At 68.9% G+C, this 18,299-nt stretch carries 20 protein-coding genes and 1 pseudogene; 6 read left to right on the top strand and 15 right to left on the bottom strand.

Translation table 11 applies throughout. The features are described 5' to 3' along the window. The first annotated feature begins 88 nt into the window (after positions 1-88). Positions 89-769, top strand: a complete 681-nt coding sequence (gene aat, locus ACIQ1T_RS17900) for a leucyl/phenylalanyl-tRNA--protein transferase (protein ID WP_395945919.1) — start codon at positions 89-91, stop codon at positions 767-769. On the opposite strand, the gene ACIQ1T_RS17895 is transcribed toward aat, so the two are convergent. After that, the gene (locus ACIQ1T_RS17895; RefSeq protein WP_395945918.1) at positions 766-1,677 is read right to left on the bottom strand and encodes a LysR family transcriptional regulator; all 912 of its coding nucleotides are present in this window, start codon (positions 1,675-1,677) and stop codon (positions 766-768) included. The two genes, aat and ACIQ1T_RS17895, sit on opposite strands and share 4 nt — an antisense overlap. A 107-nt stretch (positions 1,678-1,784) precedes the next feature. Here ACIQ1T_RS17895 and ACIQ1T_RS17890 point away from each other — a divergent pair, with 107 nt between their 5' ends. Next, positions 1,785-2,612, top strand: coding sequence for an oxidoreductase (locus tag ACIQ1T_RS17890; protein WP_395945917.1), 828 nt, complete (start codon positions 1,785-1,787; stop codon positions 2,610-2,612). Positions 2,613-2,666: 54 nt separating this feature from the next. On the opposite strand, the gene ACIQ1T_RS17885 is transcribed toward ACIQ1T_RS17890, so the two are convergent. After that, positions 2,667-3,347: a DUF2155 domain-containing protein gene (locus ACIQ1T_RS17885; RefSeq protein ID WP_395945916.1), complete on the bottom strand. Its 681-nt coding sequence runs from the start codon at positions 3,345-3,347 to the stop codon at positions 2,667-2,669. Next, positions 3,344-3,736 carry an NADH:ubiquinone oxidoreductase subunit NDUFA12 gene (locus tag ACIQ1T_RS17880; protein WP_395945915.1) on the bottom strand — a complete coding sequence of 131 codons (393 nt, stop codon included), beginning with the start codon at positions 3,734-3,736 and terminating at the stop codon, positions 3,344-3,346. The genes ACIQ1T_RS17885 and ACIQ1T_RS17880 overlap by 4 nt, the downstream gene beginning before the upstream one ends. Positions 3,737-4,083: 347 nt before the next feature. Here ACIQ1T_RS17880 and ACIQ1T_RS17875 point away from each other — a divergent pair, with 347 nt between their 5' ends. Further along, positions 4,084-6,714, top strand: a complete 2,631-nt coding sequence (locus tag ACIQ1T_RS17875) for a TonB-dependent receptor plug domain-containing protein (protein WP_395945914.1) — start codon at positions 4,084-4,086, stop codon at positions 6,712-6,714. Positions 6,715-6,885: 171 nt separating this feature from the next. Next, positions 6,886-7,258 (top strand): annotated as a pseudogene (locus ACIQ1T_RS17870) (pectate lyase). A gap of 5 nt (positions 7,259-7,263) precedes the next feature. Here the strand turns inward: ACIQ1T_RS17870 and ACIQ1T_RS17865 are convergent. The 4 genes from ACIQ1T_RS17865 to ACIQ1T_RS17850 all read right to left on the bottom strand — a co-directional run bounded on the left by ACIQ1T_RS17865 (position 7,264) and on the right by ACIQ1T_RS17850 (position 9,723). Then, positions 7,264-7,956, bottom strand: coding sequence for an ATP-binding cassette domain-containing protein (locus tag ACIQ1T_RS17865; RefSeq protein WP_395945913.1), 693 nt, complete (start codon positions 7,954-7,956; stop codon positions 7,264-7,266). Further along, positions 7,953-8,639 (bottom strand): molybdate ABC transporter permease subunit, encoded by a 687-nt coding sequence (modB, locus tag ACIQ1T_RS17860; RefSeq protein WP_395945920.1) that lies wholly within the window; start codon positions 8,637-8,639, stop codon positions 7,953-7,955. Before modB ends, ACIQ1T_RS17865 begins: the two co-directional genes overlap by 4 nt. 54 nt (positions 8,640-8,693) lie before the next feature. Next, a complete protein-coding gene (modA, locus tag ACIQ1T_RS17855) occupies positions 8,694-9,470 on the bottom strand; it encodes a molybdate ABC transporter substrate-binding protein (protein WP_395945912.1) in 777 nt (258 codons plus the stop codon). A gap of 124 nt (positions 9,471-9,594) precedes the next feature. Beyond that, positions 9,595-9,723 carry a hypothetical protein gene (locus tag ACIQ1T_RS17850; RefSeq protein ID WP_395945911.1) on the bottom strand — a complete coding sequence of 43 codons (129 nt, stop codon included), beginning with the start codon at positions 9,721-9,723 and terminating at the stop codon, positions 9,595-9,597. A gap of 86 nt (positions 9,724-9,809) precedes the next feature. Here ACIQ1T_RS17850 and ACIQ1T_RS17845 point away from each other — a divergent pair, with 86 nt between their 5' ends. Then, positions 9,810-10,808, top strand: a complete 999-nt coding sequence (locus ACIQ1T_RS17845; RefSeq protein ID WP_395945910.1) for an XdhC family protein — start codon at positions 9,810-9,812, stop codon at positions 10,806-10,808. Beyond that, positions 10,805-11,413: an NTP transferase domain-containing protein gene (locus ACIQ1T_RS17840; protein ID WP_395945909.1), complete on the top strand. Its 609-nt coding sequence runs from the start codon at positions 10,805-10,807 to the stop codon at positions 11,411-11,413. The genes ACIQ1T_RS17845 and ACIQ1T_RS17840 overlap by 4 nt, the downstream gene beginning before the upstream one ends. On the opposite strand, the gene glp is transcribed toward ACIQ1T_RS17840, so the two are convergent. From glp to paoC, 8 genes are all read right to left on the bottom strand, one after another. Then, positions 11,410-12,606, bottom strand: coding sequence for a gephyrin-like molybdotransferase Glp (glp, locus tag ACIQ1T_RS17835; protein WP_395945908.1), 1,197 nt, complete (start codon positions 12,604-12,606; stop codon positions 11,410-11,412). The two genes, ACIQ1T_RS17840 and glp, sit on opposite strands and share 4 nt — an antisense overlap. Further along, positions 12,603-13,079: a cyclic pyranopterin monophosphate synthase MoaC gene (gene moaC, locus ACIQ1T_RS17830; protein ID WP_395945907.1), complete on the bottom strand. Its 477-nt coding sequence runs from the start codon at positions 13,077-13,079 to the stop codon at positions 12,603-12,605. Before moaC ends, glp begins: the two co-directional genes overlap by 4 nt. Then, positions 13,079-13,639 carry a molybdenum cofactor biosynthesis protein B gene (moaB, locus tag ACIQ1T_RS17825; RefSeq protein ID WP_395945906.1) on the bottom strand — a complete coding sequence of 187 codons (561 nt, stop codon included), beginning with the start codon at positions 13,637-13,639 and terminating at the stop codon, positions 13,079-13,081. The genes moaC and moaB overlap by 1 nt, the downstream gene beginning before the upstream one ends. Then, complete coding sequence (locus tag ACIQ1T_RS17820; protein ID WP_395945905.1) at positions 13,636-14,094, bottom strand: molybdenum cofactor biosynthesis protein MoaE; 459 nt, start codon at positions 14,092-14,094, stop codon at positions 13,636-13,638. The genes moaB and ACIQ1T_RS17820 overlap by 4 nt, the downstream gene beginning before the upstream one ends. 2 nt (positions 14,095-14,096) lie before the next feature. Continuing rightward, entirely contained in the window at positions 14,097-14,351 is a 255-nt protein-coding gene (locus ACIQ1T_RS17815) for a MoaD/ThiS family protein (RefSeq protein WP_395945904.1), read from the bottom strand. 1 nt (position 14,352) lies between these two features. Next, complete coding sequence (moaA, locus tag ACIQ1T_RS17810; RefSeq protein WP_395945903.1) at positions 14,353-15,396, bottom strand: GTP 3',8-cyclase MoaA; 1,044 nt, start codon at positions 15,394-15,396, stop codon at positions 14,353-14,355. A gap of 214 nt (positions 15,397-15,610) precedes the next feature. Beyond that, a complete protein-coding gene (locus ACIQ1T_RS17805; protein ID WP_395945902.1) occupies positions 15,611-16,054 on the bottom strand; it encodes a winged helix-turn-helix domain-containing protein in 444 nt (147 codons plus the stop codon). Positions 16,055-16,100: 46 nt separating this feature from the next. Continuing rightward, positions 16,101-18,296 carry an aldehyde oxidoreductase molybdenum-binding subunit PaoC gene (gene paoC, locus ACIQ1T_RS17800; protein ID WP_395945901.1) on the bottom strand — a complete coding sequence of 732 codons (2,196 nt, stop codon included), beginning with the start codon at positions 18,294-18,296 and terminating at the stop codon, positions 16,101-16,103. Between the last annotated feature and the right edge of the window lie 3 nt (positions 18,297-18,299).

Here is an 18,299-nt window from a genome sequence, read left to right as displayed (position 1 = left end):
TGGTGGAGGGGGCCTGCCCCAGACACCGGCGCTGGCGATCAGCCCCCTCCACCGCTTCGCGGTCCCCCTCCCCCTATGGGGGAGGAATATGACCGACCCCGATTTCAGCGCCAGCGGGCCTTTCGGCGGTTTCGGCCCCGAGGACCTGCTGGCCTGTTACGCCCGGGGCGTGTTTCCGATGGCCGAGTCGCGCGACGATCCGCGCGTCTTCATCATCGAGCCGGATCAGCGGGGCGTCATACCGCTGGACTCCTTTCACATCCCCACCCGCCTGCGCCGCACCCTCAGGAGCGAGCCGTTCGAGGTGCGGGTCGACACCGCCTTCGAGGCTGTGCTGGACGGCTGCGCGGCGGCCCAGGGGCCCGAGCGCGAGGACACCTGGATCAACGGCCCGATCCGACGGCTCTACGCCGCTCTGTTCGCCCGGGGCCATGTCCATTCGATCGAATGCTGGCGGGACGAGCGGCTGGTCGGCGGCCTGTACGGCGTGTCGCTGGGCGGCGCCTTCTTCGGCGAGAGCATGTTCAGTCGGACGACCGACGCGTCCAAGGTGGCCCTGGTCCATCTGGTCGCACGCTTGAGAAAGGGCGGCTGGACCCTGCTGGACGCCCAGTTCCTGACCGAACACCTCAGCCAGTTCGGCGCGGTCGAGACGCCCCAGGCCGCCTATCTGCAGCAGTTGAAGCCGGCGCTGAAGGTCGCGGTCGACGAGACCGTGCTGTGGGCGCCGATGACCGGGGCCGAGGCGGTGGAACGGGCGACGGCCTAGACGGATTTATCGCGAAACGGCGCGGCGACGGCATCGACGAAGGCGCGCAGCGACGGCGCCATCTGCCTCTGTTGCGGATAGCAGAGATAGAAGCCGGCGAAGGGCGCCGACCAGGACTCGAGCAAGGGGACCAGCCGCCCCTCCCCCACGGCCTGGGCCACCGACGCCTCCTTCAGAAAGGCGATCCCGGCGCCGGCGATCGCCGCCTCGTAGGTAAAGGATCGGCTATTGGCGATGACCGGCCCCTCCACCGCCACGGAGAACCAGCGGCCGTCCTGGAAGAACTCCCAGGCATAGGGGCGCTCGTGCCCGGGCCAGCGCCAGCGGATGCAGTGGTGGTCGAGCAGGTCGCCAGGCGTCTGCGGCGCGCCGTGCCGGGCGATGTAGCTCGGGGCGGCGACGGCGATCTGGCGGATATCGCCGCCGAGCCGGACGGCGACCATGTCGCGTTCGATCACCTCGCCGATACGGATCGCCGCGTCGAAGCCCTTCTCGACGATGTCCACGACCGTATCGTCGATGGTCAGGTCGAGCACCACGTCCGGATAGTCGCGGGTAAAGGCGCCCAGCACCGGGAGAAGGAACATCTCTGCGGCGGCGTGGAAACAATGGATTCTCAAAGCGCCTGCCGGGCGCCCCGCCGCCTGGCGCGCATGATCGAGGGCCCCGGACAGGTTCGACAGGGCCTCGCCGGCCTCGTCGGTCAGGGCGGCGCCGGCCTCGGTCAGGGACACGCTGCGGGTCGTACGGTTCAACAGCCGAACGCCCAGCCTTTCCTCCAGACCGCGCACCAGTTGGCTGAGGGCCGAGGCGGAGACGCCCAGCACCGCCGCCGCCCGGGTGAAGCTGCGATGCTCGGCCACCGTCACGAAGGCGCGCAGGGCGCCGAACTCACTGGGATGAATCATGGCGCAACCCCAGCATTATGAAGCTGCTCTTACAAGCTCACGAAGAATTACGCTGATTATTCCGAAGAGGAAACAGGATCAAATCCCGGCGTCAAAGGAGAACGGACATGAAGACCTGGTTCATCACCGGCATATCGCGCGGCCTCGGCAAGGCGCTGGCTGAAGCGGCCCTGGCGCGCGGCGACACGGTCGTCGGCACGGTTCGGCAGGATGCGCCGGACTTCGCCCGAGGAAAGGGGGAGCTGCATGTGCTGACGCTCGACGTCGCCGATCCGGCGGCGGCCGGGCCGGCGATCACGGAAGCTCTCGACAGGGCCGGCCGTATCGACGTCCTGGTCAACAATGCAGGCTATGGACTGTTAGGCGCGGTCGAGGCGGCGTCGGACGCCGAGGTGTCGCGCCTGTTCGAGACCAATGTCTTCGGCCCCTTCCGCCTGATCCGCGCCGCCCTGCCCCATATGCGGCGTCAGGGCGGAGGACATATCGTCAACATCACCTCGATCGCCAGCCGCGCGCCCATGGCCGGGTCCAGCCTGTATGCGGCGGCCAAGTCGGCCATGGAGGGGTTGTCGCAGGGCCTGGAACAGGAGGCGAAGGCGTTCGGCGTCCGGGTCACCGCCGTGGCGCCGGGCGGCTTCCGCACGGACTTCCTGAGCGACCATTCGATCCGGCGCAGCCAGGCCGAGGACGCCTATGCCGACAATGTCGGCAAGGTCATGGCCCATTTCGACGAGATCGCCGGTCGGCAGGGCGGGGATCCGGACCGCGCCGCGACGGCGATCCTGACCCTCGTCGATTCAGCGGAACCGCCGCTGCATCTGCTTCTGGGCAGCGACGCCCTGCGCCGCGCCCGCGAGAAGCTGGACAGCGTGATCGAGGATATAGATCAGTGGGAGGGCCTGACCCGGTCCACCGACTTCCCGGCGGAAGTCTGAACCGACCGACGCGGCGCGAGAAGCGCGTGCGGCGTCGCGCCGTGCGCGCCTCCGTCAGTTCTTACAGCCGACCACCCAGGCGTCGTAGTTCGGGCTCTGCAGACCGCTGACGGCCGGGGACGAGGCGAACATCCAGCCCCGGTAGATCTGGCGCGGCTCGGCGGGTTGGTTCGTCCCCCGCGACTGCAGCGAGACGTCGACATAGGCGATGGCGTCTTCGGTCAGTTCGTCGGGCGTCGAGACCTCGCAGGCGCGAACGCTGAAGATCAGGTTGCGGTTGAAACGGACCGGACGGCCGCCGACCTCGACCTCGAACTTCATGGTCTCGGCCGTGGTCTTGTCGATGGCCTGGATGACCGCGAACTTGCGGCGCTGGCGACGTGCGGGCGTGGCCGGCTGTTCGATGGCCTTTTCCGCCACCGGCTTCTCGGCGGCGGCCTCTTCCTGGGCTTTCTCGGCGACGGCCGCGTCCTCGGCGATCACGATCGAGGGCGGCGGGGTCAGGGCGACCGGGGCGCGGGGCGCGGGCGCGCCGGCCGGCGGAGCCTCGGTCGGGACATTGGCCGGCGCCTGGGCCGGGGTATTGCGCAGGATGTCGCCGATCGGGTCCTGGCCCGAACCCTGAACCGGACGCGCGTCGCGCGGGGCGTCCTGCAGCACGCTGGCGGTCACCGCCCCGGCGCTCAGCGCCACGGCGACGGCCGCCCCGCCCAGCAGGAGCCGATTCGGTTTCACTCGGGCGTCCACGCCTGATAGTCGCCGGTCGCGGCGGGGCGCTTGGCCTCGGCGGCCAGCGAACCCTGCGGGCGCCACGCCATCGGCGTGCCCGTGAAATTGGGCAGATGGTCCTTTTCCCACGACCGGCGCGGCAGCGGGGCCTCGGTCGGCGGCAGGTCGAAGGTGTAGCGCAGCCAGCCGTGCCAGTCGGCCGGCACCTTTGACGCGTCGGCATAGCCTTCGTACACGACCCAGCGGCGCTTGCGGCCGTCGTAGCTCGAGTTGTCCTTGGCCTCGTAATACTTGTTGCCGATCTCGTCGGTCCCGACGTAGCGGCCACGCTTGGCGATCGTGAAGAGGGTGCCGATCGTGGCCCCGTTCCACCAGGCGAAAATCTTGTTCAGCACGTCGTCAAACCCACGCGAAAGAATCCGCTGAAAAAGATCCGGCGGTCGAGCGGGATCATAGAAACCCCGGCCCGGTTCGTCCAGCGCGGAGGTGGAATGCGCCGTCGTCGGCGCAAGCGGAAAGGCTCGCCTCCGTGACAGGAGCCCGACGCCTGGATGACGGTTCGCCTCGGTTTGGTGACGCTTTGGCAACAGTACGGCCAAATCATGAATCGGCGGGCTATCATTCCCAGTAACTTCGTCAAAGATAACCCCGGTCTCTGGGGAGGGGCACTGCAGGAAATCTTGTCGTCAACTCGATTGGATCTCTCATGCGAAACTTCGTCATAAAAGTGCCTTTCAAATCAATGCTGAGCAGCGGGGGTGCGGTCGCCGTACTGCTCATGGCGCAACCGGTGTCGGCGCAGATCGCCACACCGGCGCCGACGCCTTCCGCAGACAGCACGCAGGTCGACGAAATCGTCGTCATCGGGACGCGTCGAACCGACCGCTCGGCGACCGATTCCGCGTCTCCGATCGACGTCATCGGAGGGGAAGAACTGGCTCGGCAGCCCGCCGCCGACATGCTGGACGTGGTCAAGAACCTGGTCCCGTCGTTCTACGTGCCGCAAAACACCATCTCCGACGCCTCGACCTTCGTACGCGCGCCATCTTTGCGTGGTCTCGGCGCCGACCAGATTCTGGTGATGATCAACGGCAAGCGGTACAATCGGTCCGCGCTGGTCCAGGTCGTCACCGGCGGCGACACCGCCCTGTCGCTGGGCGCGCAAAGCGCCGACATCTCGATGATCCCGGCGATCGCGATCAAGAACCTGCAGATTCTGCGTGACGGAGCGACCGCGCAATACGGGTCCGACGCCATCGGCGGCGTGATCAACTATGGCCTGCGCGACAACAGCACCGGGTTTGAGGTCCAGACCCGCTATGGCCAGACCTACAGCGGCGACGGCGAGAGCTATCAGATCGCCGCCAACGCCGGCTTTGGCCTGTGGGGTTCAGGCTTCGTCAATCTGTCGGGCGAGTATTTCGACGACGACCAGACCAGCCGCGGCGCGACCCGACCGGTCGCGGTCGCCTTCGCGGCGGCCAATCCCGGTCTTGCCGATCAACTGCCCAACTATCCCGATCCCGTGCAGATCTGGGGCTCGTCGCCGACCAAGGGCTACAAGCTGTTCCTCAACTCGGCCTATAATGTCACCGACAAGAGCAGCCTCTATCTGACGGCCAATATCGGCCACCGCGAGGCCGATCAGAGCTTCAACTATCGCTCGCCGATCGCGTCGCCCACGCCTCTGGTGATCGACAACGGCACGGGGACGCCCGCCACGTCCACGCCCGGCGCGAACGGGGCCTTTTCGCCGATCTATCTGACGCCTTGTCCGACCGGCAACGCCACCTGCCCCACCGGCGGGTTCGTTCGGGACGCCAACACCTTCAGCTTCGCCTCGCTTTACCCCGCCGGCTTCACGCCCCGCTTCCAGGGCGAGGTCGACCAGATGTACGGCACGATCGGCTTCAAGGGCGAGGCCGACAGCGGTCTGACCTACGATATATCGACGACGTTCGCAGAGAACTCGCTCGACCTGGCGATGACCCAGTCGCTCAACGCCTCCTTCGGTCCCGACAGCCAGACCTCGTTCCAGTTTGGCGAGCTGATCCAGCGCGAAGCCAATGTGAACCTGGACCTGACCTATCCCATCGAAGTCGGGTTCGCGAGCCCGATCACCCTGTCCGGCGGCGCCGAATATCGCCGCGAGGAATACGAGGCGACGGCGGGCGACCTGCAGTCCTATGCCGCCGGTCCCTACGCCTCGCAGCCGCTGTATGACCTGATCGCGCCCGGCGTCTACGCCCGCTCGACGGTGCAGGCCACGGCGTCCCAGTCGCCCGGCGCCAGCGGCTACGGCGGCACCAGCCCGGCGTCGGCGAGGACCTCGTCGCAGAGCAACTACGGCGTCTATCTGGGCGCCGAGACCGACGTCACCGAGGCCTTCACCGTAGGCGTCGCCGGACGCTACGAGGATTACGACACCTTCGGCGACACCTTCGTTGGCAAGCTGAACGCCATCTATCGCGTATCCGAGGTCTTCTCAGTACGGGGAACCGTCGGCACCGGGTTCCACGCACCCTCGCCCGGACAGGGCAGCGCCGAAATCCTGACCACCACCTTCGTGGCCGGCAATCAGGTCCAGATCGGCACCTATCCTGTCTCCAGCGCGATCGCCCAATACTTCGGCGCCCAGACCCTGACGCCTGAAGAATCGACCAACTACGGGCTCGGCTTCATCTTCAAGCCGACCAGCACCTTCAGCCTGACCGTCGACGGCTATTCGATCGACGTCAAGGATCGCATCAGCATCACCAGCCCAGTCGACGTCACGGCCGCCGACATCGCCGCCCAGCCCGCGCTCGCCGCGGTCGGGGTCGGCGGCGCCGTGGCCTATTTCACCAACGGCTTCGACACCACGACCGAGGGCGTCGACGCGGTCGCCACCTATCGCACCGAGTTGCTGGACAATCCGCTGAACCTGACGCTGGCCTACAGCTACAACAAGAGCGAGGTCACCAGCTTCGACCCGATCGCCATCGGCGCGGACCGGATCGTCGATATCGAGAACCTGACGCCAAAGCACAGGGCCAATCTCTCGGCCAATTGGCAGGTCGCCGGATTCTTCATCAACGGACGCGCCAACTACTACAGCAGCTGGCTCAGCGCACAGGACTATCCGGGCCAGGAGTTCGGCGACAAGGTCACCGTCGACCTCGACGTCAGCTATACGATCGCAGACCGGTACACCGTCACCGTCGGCGCCAACAATCTGTTCGACGAATACCCGGACAAGATCGCTCCGACCACGGCCAACCCGATCTACGCCGTAACCGGCAGCACGGCGGACGGCCAGATCTATCCTCGGTCGGGGGGACCGTTCGGCATGAACGGAGGCTTCTGGTATGCGCGCCTGAGCGTGAAATACTAGGCCCCGATTGTTTCTGCCGGAACCGCTGTGCGGTTCCGGCAGACGCCTGCATCACGCTCCAAATGAAGATCGAGGCCGGGGTCGTTCCCAGCCCTGATCCCACAATCGATAAATTGCCGATCCAGAAATGGCGTTCCGACCGCCTGATGCGCCCAGCACGACGCCGACACCCTGGCGCCCGCATGGGCGCGGCGGTTCGAGCCGCCGTCCCTGTCCGGGTCTGAAACCGTCGGCATCGTCCGCTTCCTGATGAGCCTGGCTGACACAGGTCGCCATCCCCGACACGACGGAGACCGTCGTCATCGACGCCCAGGGCCGGCCTGACCGCGCGCTGACGCCGAAGCCCGGCGCCCGCATCTGGGCGCGTTTCTACGAGCTGGAGACGGACCGGCCGATCTACATCGGCCGGGATTCCGTCACCCGTTACGATCTGAACCAGATCGAGGCGGAGCGCCGCAACGGCTATCGCTACGTCGGCGAATGGGCCGAACCCCTGCTTGGCCACGACTACCCCGTCTGGAAGCAGTCCTTGAGGCATGACTGACGGCTTCAGGCCGGACCCTGCTGGATTTCAGCGAGACGGCGTCTGTCGCCCGAGATTTGGTTGGCCTGACCGGTATCGGTCGGCCGGCCCATGACCAAGACAGACTGCGCAAGATCTCCAACATCGCGTTGATCATGGGAGACGATGATCATTTGCGTCGCGAGCTCGTCTCTCAGCCGCAACAGATAGGGGATGAGATCAGCGCGACGGCCGTCGTCCAAACCGGTGAAAGGTTCGTCCAGCAAAAGCATCTTTGGTCGGGTCGCCAAAGCCCGAGCCAGGGCGACGCGGCGCATTTCACCGCCTGATAGACTGGCCGGCCACCGCATTTCGAACCCTTCCAGGTCGACCAGACGAAGCGCCTCGCCCACGGTCATGGGGGCGTCGGCGTAGTGTCTGCCGAATCCGACATTGTCCCCCACCCTCATATGCGGAAACAGGCGGCCGTCCTGAAACACATAGCCGACGCCCCGACGATGGGGCGGCGGCGCCAGACCCGAGCGCGTATCGAGGACCGGGACGCCGTCAACCCGCAGTTCCGCCTCATCGACCCGGACCAGACCCGCCAGACCCTGCAACAGGCTCGTCTTGCCCACGCCGGACGGCCCCACGACGGCGACCGCGCGCGCGTCCGTTTCGAAGGCGACATCCAGCCGGAAATCGCCCCGCCGCAGTCGGATGTCGAAGGCGATGCTCATCGCGGCCGCGCCGTCCGAAGGCTGCGGCGATTGATCCACTCGGCGACGAACAGAGCGGCGACCGAGACCAGGACCGACAGGATCGCCAGCCGCATCGCCGACGTCTCGCCGTCGGCGCGCTGCAGGGCGGTGTAGATGGCGACGGGCAGGGTCTGGGTCTCGCCGGGGATGGAGCCGGCGAAGGTGACCGTGGCCCCGAATTCGCCGAAGGCGCGGGCGAAGCCCAGCATCATGCCCGCGACCAGGCCAGGCGCCGCGAGCGGCAGCGTCACCCGCAGGAAGACCTGAAGCGGCGGCGCGCCCAGGGTCGCGGCCGCCTGTTCGAGCCCATGATCCACCGCCTCCAGCGACAGCCGCAGCGGACGAACGACCAGCGGCAGGGCCATGACGCCCGCCGCCAGGGCGGCGCCCGTCCAGTGAAAGGCCAGGGTCACGCCGAAACTGTCGCGCAGCCAGCCCCCGACCGGGCCGCGAACGCCGAACACCAGCAGCAGCACCAGACCCGTCACAACCGGCGGCAGCACCAGGGGCAGGTTGACGGCCGCCTCCACCAGCCACTTGCCCGCGAAACGCCCCCGGGCCAGCACGAAGGCCAGCAGCAGGGCGACCGGCAAGATCCCCAGCAGCGAGGCCGCAGCCACCCGCAGGGACAGCCACAGCGCCTCGGCCTCGAAATCTGTCAGGGGGTCAAACAGGGCCGCGACCTCCGTCGCATTGGCGGACGCGCGGTCCCGGCATCAGGAGAGCGGCTCGAAGCCATGACGTCGGAAGATGCTCGCGGCCTGGGGGGAGCGCAGATGGGCCAGGAATTCGGACGCGGCGGGCGTCGCCCCCGTGGCGAGCGCCGCGGGATAGACAATGGCCGGCTGATCCGCAGCCGGCGGCTCCGCCACCACCCTGACCTCGTCGAATCCGGTCGCATCGCTGCGATAGATGACGCCCAGCTGTCCCTCGCCGCGGGCCACGAAGGCGCGGACCGCACGCACGTCGGCCGCCGTCACGAGGGCGGCGGAAACCGCATCCCAGCGTCCCGTCTTCTGCAGCCACTCCCGAGCATAGGCGCCGGCCGGCACGCTGTCGGGATCGCCGATCACGAGGCGGCCGCCAGTCCGGCGCAGCCACTCCAGCGGCTCTCCCTCGACCACCGTGTCGCGCGCCGCTACCAGGACCAGGCGATTGCCCAGCAGATCCAGGCGGCTGGCCGGTTGCACCCGACCGGCGGCCTGAAGCCGATCCATCCAGGGCTTGTCCGCCAGCACGACGACCTCGGCCGGGGCGCCGGCCTCGACCTGGCGCGCCACCGCGCCGCTGGCTGCAAAGGACAGGCGCACGGCCTGGCCGGTGTCGCGTTCATAATCGGCCGCAATCTCGCCCAGCGCGTCGGTCAGCGAGGCCGCCGCGAACACGACCACGGGCGGCGCGGGCGCCCGCTCGCGCGGCGCACAGGCGGCGAGCAGCGCCAGACTCAGGGCTGCGAGAAGGCCGGCGCGGCGGGACGGACGAAAGGCGGTCATGGTCGGTGTTCCGTGAAGGCGGTCGGCTTCAGCTTAGCGTCGCAATCGTCCGACGCCACCCGCCCCGTTCCGCATGAGATCATGAACGCCGGATATGAATGGGCCGGCGCTTACGGTCGCGATCCTAGCGGGGTGCGGCTTCCGCCTCGGCGTCCAGGGCGGCGGTTCGGCCGTCCGCGCCTTCGAGCTGGACGGACTGGGCGACCGCGGGCTGGGACAGGGCCAGACCGACGATGAAGACGAGAGAAAACACATGGCGCATCATCGCGACGATGCTAGGCGTCTGATCAGACCGCGCCAAGGATGGAACATCGCCCCGGACGGCGATTTGACGAAGCCATGACCCCAGCCGCACCGCCGACCTTTCCCGCCCCCCTCGCGCCCGATCATTCGGCGACCGATCATTTGGCGCCGGACCGGCCCGCGCCCGATTGGTATGCCGCCGGCCTCGAAGACGACATGCGGCCCCGAATGTTCGCCGCCGCCGACCGGGGCGAAGCCTTCGCCCTCGTCACCATTGTGGCGGCCGAGGGCGGAGGACCGCGCGGCGTCGGGGCCCAGATGGTGGTGACCGGGGACGACATGGCCGGCTTTCTGTCAGGCGGCTGTATCGAGGCTGACGTCGCCCTGCACGCCCGCGACGTCCTCGCCGACGGCGCCCCGGTGCGGCTGGTCTATGGCCGGGGCAGTCCGTTCGTCGACACCCAGCTGCCCTGCGGCGGCCGTCTCGATCTGCTGGTCGAACGGATCATGCCGGACGATCCCGCCGTCGCCGAATTGCGTCGGGCGCGGGACCGCCGCCTCGAGGCCACCCTGGCGTCCGACGGCTTGCGCCGCGTCGTCCTGGCGGGCGACCAGCCCCACCCGGACCGACTGCGCGCCTATGCGCCCCCGCAGCGCCTGGTCGTCATCGGCTCGGACGCCTTCGCCCTCGCCATGGCCGAGGCGGGCGTGCGCCAAGACTGGCGAGTGACCTTCGTACGGCCGAACGGACCGGAAACCCCGCCACCGCTCGCGGTGGACTACCGGCGCGACGCGCCGGAGCGCGCGTTGGCGGCGCTTGCGCTCGACCGTTGGACCGCCGTGGCGATCGCGACGCACGATGCGGATCTCGACCACGCGGCCCTGGTCGCCGCCCTGGGTCACGACACTGGCTATGTCGGGGTGCTGGGATCCCGCCGTCGGCTGCCGGAGCGCCTCGCCCGGCTGGAGGCCGCAGGTGTCGACGCCGCCGCCCTGGCGCGGTTGCGCGCGCCGATCGGTCTGAAGATCGGCGCCCGCGCCCCGCACGAAGTCGCGGCCTCGGTCATCGCCGAGATCATCGGCTCGAAATCGTGAGGCCTGACGGGCGCCACGCCCTGGTCCTGGCGGCCGGGGCCGCAAGCCGGTTCGGCGGGGGCAAGCTGGTCGTCGACTGGCGCGGCGCTCCCCTGGTGACCTGGGCGGTCCGTGCAGCCCTGGCGGCGCAGGTCGATCAGGCCACCGTCGTCCTGGGCGCCGAGGCCGATCAGGTGCAGCGCGCGCTGACCCAGGTCGTCGTCGACGACCGGCTTCGCCTGGTCGAGGCGCTTGACTGGGACCAGGGGCAATCCGCCTCGCTCCGGGCGGGTGTGCGCGCCCTGCCCGCCGACGCACGAGCCGTGGCCGTGTTTCTTGGCGACATGCCGTCCGTGGATCCCGCCATGGCCGACCGACTACTCGACGCCGTTCTGGCCGGCGCGCCGGCGGCGCGTCTGCGGTCGCCCCGCGGACCGGCGCATCCGGCCGCCTTCTCCGCCGAGGTCTTCCCCGATCTGCTTGCGCTGACAGGGGATCAGGGCGCGCGGAGTCTGTTCGATCGACTGGGCGCGGCGGTTGCGGTGTTCGAAACAGACCATCCCGGCGCGACCCTGGACATCGACACGCCGGGCGATCTGGTCTTGGCCGGGCCGCTGTCGAGCTAGAGCGTCGGACCGACGACTTCGACCGTCTCGCCTTCATCGCTGGCGGCCGCGCCTGGCGGACGGCGCAGCAGGACGTTCGAGCGCGCCATCACGGTCACCAGCGACGAGTCCTGATTGGCGAACGGCGTGGCGTGGAGGGCCCCGTCCGGGCCTGACGCCAGCACCGCGCGCATATAGTGATCCCTCGGACCGTTGGCCGGTGCGGGCTCGGCGAGCAGGGCGCGTCCCATCGGTATCTCGGGCGCCCCGCCCTGCATGACGGCCAACAGCGGCGCCAGGAACAGTTCGGCGCAGACCAGGGCGGAGGCCGGATTGCCGGGCAGACCCAGCACCGGCCGGCCGTCCGGCAGGATCGCGAACCACACCGGCTTGCCCGGGCGCACGGCGACGCCCTCGACGACCAGGTCGGCGCCCAGCGATCGCAGCGCCGGCTTGACCCGGTCATGATCCCCGACCGAGGCCCCGCCGATCGTCACGAGAAGGTCGAACGCCTCGCCCTGGACCACCGATCGGATCACCGCCTCGTCGTCCGCCGCCGGCCGCAGGGTCCGAGCGTCGGCCGCGTGTCGTCGAGCGAAGGCGGCCAAGGCCGGAGCGGCGGAGTTGTAGATCTGATGCGGACCAGCCGCCTCGCCCGGCTCGACCAGTTCGTCGCCGTTGGCCAACACCGCCACCTGGGGCCGAGGTCCGCACGAGACCGACAGTCCGCCGGCCGCCGCCGCCAGCACCAACCGCCACGGATTGAGCCTCTGACCGGCCTCGAGCAGCACGGCGCCCGCCTGGAAATCCCCCCCGCGCGGGCGCACATAGGCAGGACCGGCGACCTTGCCGAGCACGACATGGTCGCCGTCGCGGGCGGCCTCTTCCTGGATCACCACATGGTCGGCGCCATCCGGCAGGGCCGCGCCGGTGAAGATTCGAATAGCCTCCCCCGGCCCGACCGCGCCGTCGGGTGAATGGCCTGCGGCGCTCTCGCCGACGATGCGCAGCCGGGCGCCGGGAATGGCGTCCGCAGCCCGCACGGCCCAGCCGTCCATGGCCGAGGCGTGAAAGGGCGGCTGATCCCGTGACGCCATAACCGGCTCGACCAGCCAACGGCCATCGGCCTCGCCCACAGGCACGCGCTCGCCTGGCAGAGGCGTGATCGCGGCCAGCATGGTGGCGCGAGCGGTCTCGACATCGGGCAGGCTCACGTGCGGACCCAGTCGCCCGAGGCGCCGCCGGACTTGGCGACCAGGGCCACCTGTTCCAGGGTCATGCCGCGATCGACCGCCTTCAGCATGTCGTAGAGGGTCAGCAGGGCCACGGTCGCGGCGGTCAGGGCCTCCATTTCGACACCCGTCTGTCCCCGGGTCCGCACCGTCGCCAGAACGTCGAGGCCGGAGCCGTCGTCCGCCTCGCTGACCGCCACCTTGACCGAGGTCAGCATCAACGGGTGGCACATGGGAATCAGATCGGAGGTCCTCTTGGCCGCCATGACGCCGGCGATCTCGGCCACCGCACGCACATCGCCCTTTCTGGTCTGGCCGGACATCGCCAGGGCCAGGGTTTCCGGCCGCATGACCAGGCGTCCGCGCGCCGTCGCCTCGCGCGTCGTCTCGGCCTTGTCCGAAACATCCACCATCCGGGCGCGCCCGTCGGCGTCGATATGGGTCAGCTCGCCCATCAGACTTCCTTCAGACGCGGCATCAGTTCGACCATGTTGCAAGGCTTGTGACGACTGTCGAGCTGCCAGCGGATCACCTTGTCCCAACCGTCCCGCACCGCCCCGTTCGAGCCCGGCAGGCAGAAGACGAAGACCCCGTCGATCAGCCCCGCCGTGGCGCGCGACTGCAGGGTCGACAGGCCGATGGTCTGATAGCTGACGTGGTGGAAGATGACGGAAAACCCCTCGATCCGCTTGTCGAACAGCGGCTCCAGGGCCTCCGGCGTGACGTCGCGACCGGTCAGACCCGTGCCGCCCGTGGTGATGACCGCGTCGACCTCGCCCCCCGCAGTCCAGGCCTTCACCTGGGCGCGGATGGCCTCCACGTCGTCCGGCACGATCGCACGCGCGGCGCAGGCATGGCCCGCGTCAGTGATCCGGCCGGCCAGAATGGCCCCCGAGGTGTCGCTTTCCTCGTCACGGGTGTCCGAGACGGTCAGGACCGCGATCCGCACCGGGATCAGCGGACCATCGATCAGCTTGCCGCCCGGCGCGGGCAGTTGGGTGGGGGCGTCGCTCATGGGGTCTCCTTCGCCCAGCGGGCGAGATCCTCGTGGTCCTGCGCGCGGGGTTCGATCCAGCGCGCGCCGGCCGGCCCCTCTTCCTTCTTCCAGAAGGGGGCGCGGGTCTTGAAATGGTCCATCAGGAAGTCGACGGCCTCGAAGGCCGCGCGGCGATGAGCGGCGGCGACGGCGACGAAGACGATGGGCTCGCCCACCCCGATCTCGCCCCAGCGGTGGACGGCGAGGACGTCCTGGATGTCGAAACGGGCGCGCGCCTCCATCTCGATCTCGGCCATGACCTTTTCGGTGACGCCGGGATAGGCCTGAAGCGTCAGACGCGCGACGGCCCCGTCTCGGCCGTCCGCCCGGGTCAGGCCGGTGAAACTGGCGATGGCGCCGGTGGCGTCGCGGCCGCGCGAAAAGCTCTCCAGCAGCGCCGCCGGCGCTATGGGCAGAGGCGTGATCTCGATCATGCTCACCCCCCGCTGAAGGGCGGCCCGAAGGCGATCTCGTCGTCGGCGCGGACCGGCTGGTCGTCCGGGCGCAGACTGCGCGGCAGGATGGTCTCGTTGAAGATCACCATGGTGCTGGCGTGGTCGAGCCGCTCCCCGATCCGGGGCTCCATCTGCCCCAGAGCCGTTTTCAGCGCGCCGAAGGTCCCGGCCTCGATACGGCGCTCGGTCCATCCCGCCCAGTCGCCGAAGGCGCCGAACAATTTCACCGTGGCCATGTCAGCCGCCCGTCATCGACATCGGCCGCGCCACGGCCGGGGCCGCGCCGGGACGGTCGATCCTGAAATCATGTCCCTTCGGCTTCAGGGCGATGGCGGCCCGTATCGCATCCTCCACCGCCGCGTCGTCGCCGACGTGACCGCGCAGCACGTCCCTCAAATCGGCCTTGTCGTCCTGGCCCAGGCACAGGAACAACTCGCCGGTGCAGGTCACCCGCACCCGATTGCAGGCCTCGCAGAAGGTGTGGCTCATCGGGGTGATCAGACCCAGGGTTCCACCCGTCTCCTCGATACGGACGTAGCGGGCGGGGCCGCCTGTCCGTTTCGCCATCGGCGTCAGGGTCCAGAGGCGTTCGAAATCCGCGCGCACCTCGGCCAGGGACAGATATTGCTCGGTCCGGTCCTGTTCGATCTCGCCCAGCGGCATGGTCTCGATCAGGGTCATGTCCATGCCCGCACCATGCGCCCAGCGCACCATGTCGACCAGTTCGCCGGCGTTGTCGCCCTTCAGGGCGACGGTGTTGATCTTGACCTTGAGCCCAGCCGACCGCGCCGCCTCGAGCCCGTTGAGAACCTTCGTCAGGTCGCCGCCGCGGGTGATGCGGCGGAACCTGTCCGCATCCAGGGTGTCCAGCGAGACATTGATGCGCCGCACCCCCGCCTGCGCCAGAGCCTCGGCATGTTCAGCCAGTTGCGTGCCGTTGGTCGTCAGGGTCAGTTCGTCCAGCGCGCCCGAGCGTAGATGGCGCGACAGTCCGCGCACCAGATCCATGAACCCCTTTCGCACCAGGGGCTCGCCGCCGGTCAAGCGGAGCCTCCGCGTGCCCAGCCCCACGAAGGCGGCGCACAGCCGGTCGAGCTCCTCGATCGTCAGCAGTTCCGAGCGCGGCAGGAAGGTCTGGCGTTCCAGCATGCAATAGGTGCAGCGCAGATCGCATCGATCCGTCACGGACACCCGGACATAGCTGATGGACCGGCCGAACGGATCGATCAGCGGCGCGCCCTCGGTGCCTCGGCGCTCTCGCCGCGCGACGACGACGGTCATGGTTTCGCCCGCGAACGGCGTCGCGCCCCGGTCTGTTCGCCCCGTATCGTGATCGTCAATTCAGTCCCCTGCGCGCGATCTTCTTTCGACGCGCCGCTGGCTGAACGCACGGCGACGCCTAAGGTTCGGTCGGAACGAAGGCCAGGGGCAGGTCGCATCCCCCGGACCTAGCCGCGTTCCCGGCGGCGCAGAAGCCCGCGCTCGCGGCATGCCCTCATGAACCGGGTTCATCAATCGACGCGCCACCGACGTCCGAAACCCGGGGCGAGAGATGGCGGCTGAGTATTTCAGCCTCCGGCGAGGCGGCCAATCCTTCGGTCAGGCGGCGTTCCAGCCCGCGATAGGCGTCGAGCACGGTGCGCCCCAACGGCGACAGTTTCGCGCCCTGCGCCTTGCCGCCCCGCTGCAACTCGACCAGGGCGGACGCCCAACTGCGGTTCATCTCGTCGACCAGCACCCAGCAGCGGCGATAGCTGATGCCGAGCGATCGGCCGGCCGCCGAGATGGAGCCCGACGCCTCGATCGCTTCCAGCACCGCCGCCTTGCCTGGACCGAAGGCGCCCTCCCCGTCCCTGACGACTTGCAGCCTTAGCCGGAAGGGCCCGACCTCGAGCGCGCGTGTCCTGATGGCTTCTCCTGCCCCCGACTCCTCGTCCACCTCGTCTCCGCGCGCGTTGCTTATCGTCCCTGCACCGACGATACTATCAGGCTACGGCCGGCAGGCGGTCCAGGTATTTGTCCAGGGTCATCGGATAGTCGCGGATCCGCACGCCGGTGGCGTTGTAGATCGCATTGGCGATCGCCGCGCCGACCCCGCACAGACCCAGTTCGCCCACGCCCTTGGCCTTCATCGGCGAAGACTTGTCGTCCACCTCGTCCAGGAAGATCACCTCCTGGTGCGGAATGTCCGCATGAACCGGCACCTCATAGCTGGCCAGGTCGTGGTTGACGAAGAAGCCGAGCCGCTTGTCCACGGCCAGTTCCTCCATCAGGGCGGCCCCGACGCCCATGGTCATGGCGCCGATGACCTGGCTGCGCGCCGTCTTGGGATTGAGAATCCGGCCGGCTGCGCACACCGCCAGCATCCGCCGGATGCGGGTCTCGCCCGTATAGGCGTCCACCGCGACCTCGACGAAATGGCCGGCGAAGGTCGACTGCTGGTATTTTTCAGCCAGGTCGCCGAACTCGATGAAGTCCTCGGCCGTCATCGGCGCGTCGGACGCCGCCGAGGCCAGGGTCGCGCTGCGCCGCCCCGACCGGATGCGACCGCCGACAAAGGCGGCGTCGGCGGGGTAGCCGAGCTTCTGAACGATCTGCTCGCGCAGCTTCATGCAGGCGGCGTAGACGCCCGCCGTCGCGCTGTTGGCGCCCCACTGGCCGCCCGAGCCGGCGGCGGCGGGAAAGTCGGAGTCCCCGAGCTTGACCACCACCTTGTCGACGCCGATCCCCAGGGTCTCGGCCGCCGTCTGGGCGACGATGGTGTAGGTGCCGGTGCCGATGTCGGTCATGTCCGTCTCGACCGTGACGACGCCTTGCGCATCGAGGCGTATCCGCGCGCCCGACTTCATCACGATATTGTTGCGGAAGCCGGCCGCCACGCCATGACCGATCAGCCAGCGGCCGTCGCGCACGCTGGCCGGCGTCGAACTGCGACGCGACCAGCCGAACCGCTCCGCGCCGGTCCGCAGGCAGGTGACGAGCTGGCGGGTGGAAAAGGGACGCTCCGGCTTCTCGGGATCGACCTGAGTATCGTTCAGCACCCGGAACTCGACCGGATCCATGCCCAGCTTCTCGGCCATCTCGTCCATGGCGATCTCAAGGGCCATCAGGCCCGGCGCCTCGCCCGGCGCCCGCATGGCGTTGCCTTCCGGCAGATCGAGGACCGCCAACTTCTGGGAGGTCATCCGGTTGGCGCCGGCATACAGCAGCTTGGTCTGCTGGGTCGCCGCCTCGGTGCCCCCGCCCGGCAGGTCGCCGGACCAGCTCTCGTGGCCGATGGCGGTGATCCGGCCGTCGCGCTCCGTACCGATGCGGATCCGCTGGATCGTCGCAGGGCGGTGGGTGGCGTTGTTGATCATCAACGGCCGCTGCAGGGCCACCTTGACCGGCCGTCCCGTCGCCTTCGACGCCAGGGCGGCCATGACGGCGTCGGAACGAACGAACAGCTTTCCGCCGAAACCGCCGCCGATGTAGGGCGAGTCCAGACGCACGTTCTCTGGCGGGATGTTGAAGATCTTGGCGACCTCGCCCTTGCCCCAGGCGATCATCTGGTTGGAGGTCCACAGGGTCAGCTTGTCGCCCTGCCACGACGCCATCGAGGCGTGCGGCTCCATCATGGCGTGGCTGTGATCCGGCGTGGTGTAGGTCGCGTCCAGCGTCACCGGCGCCGCGGCGAAGGCGGTCGCGAAATCTCCGGCCGACGACTCTTCGGGCCCGCCCTTCGGCGCGCCCGCGCTGTCCTTGGCGGCGGCCAGGTCGAACGCCCCCTTGCCGGCCACATAGTCGACCTCGACCAGTTGGGCGGCGGAACGGGCCTGTTCGAACGTCTCGGCCACCACCACGGCGACGGCCTGGTGATAGTGCTGTATCTCGGGTCCGCCCAGCAGTTTGGCGGTGTTGTAGTCGCCCTTGCCCACGGGACCGGCGTCGGCCGCCGTGACCACGGCGATCACCCCCGGCGCGGCCTTGGCGCGGTCGGTGCGCAGACTGCGGATCCGCCCCTTGGCGATGGCGGCGCCGACGATATAGCCGTAGGCCGGATCAGCCACGACGTCGTGGCGCTCATAGGCGTAAGGCGCCTGTCCGGTCGTCTTCAGCGGCCCGTCGATGCGGTCGAGGGGCTTGCCCACCACCTTCAGCTGGTCGATCGCGTTCTGGCCCGCCGGCGTTTCGAACTTCATCGC

It is taken from the genome of Brevundimonas sp. (genome assembly GCF_044336875.1).
Classification (GTDB): Bacteria; Pseudomonadota; Alphaproteobacteria; order Caulobacterales; family Caulobacteraceae; genus Brevundimonas.
The sequence above is the reverse complement of the archived record's forward strand: the minus strand, read 5'-3'. Positions and strand labels throughout refer to the sequence as shown.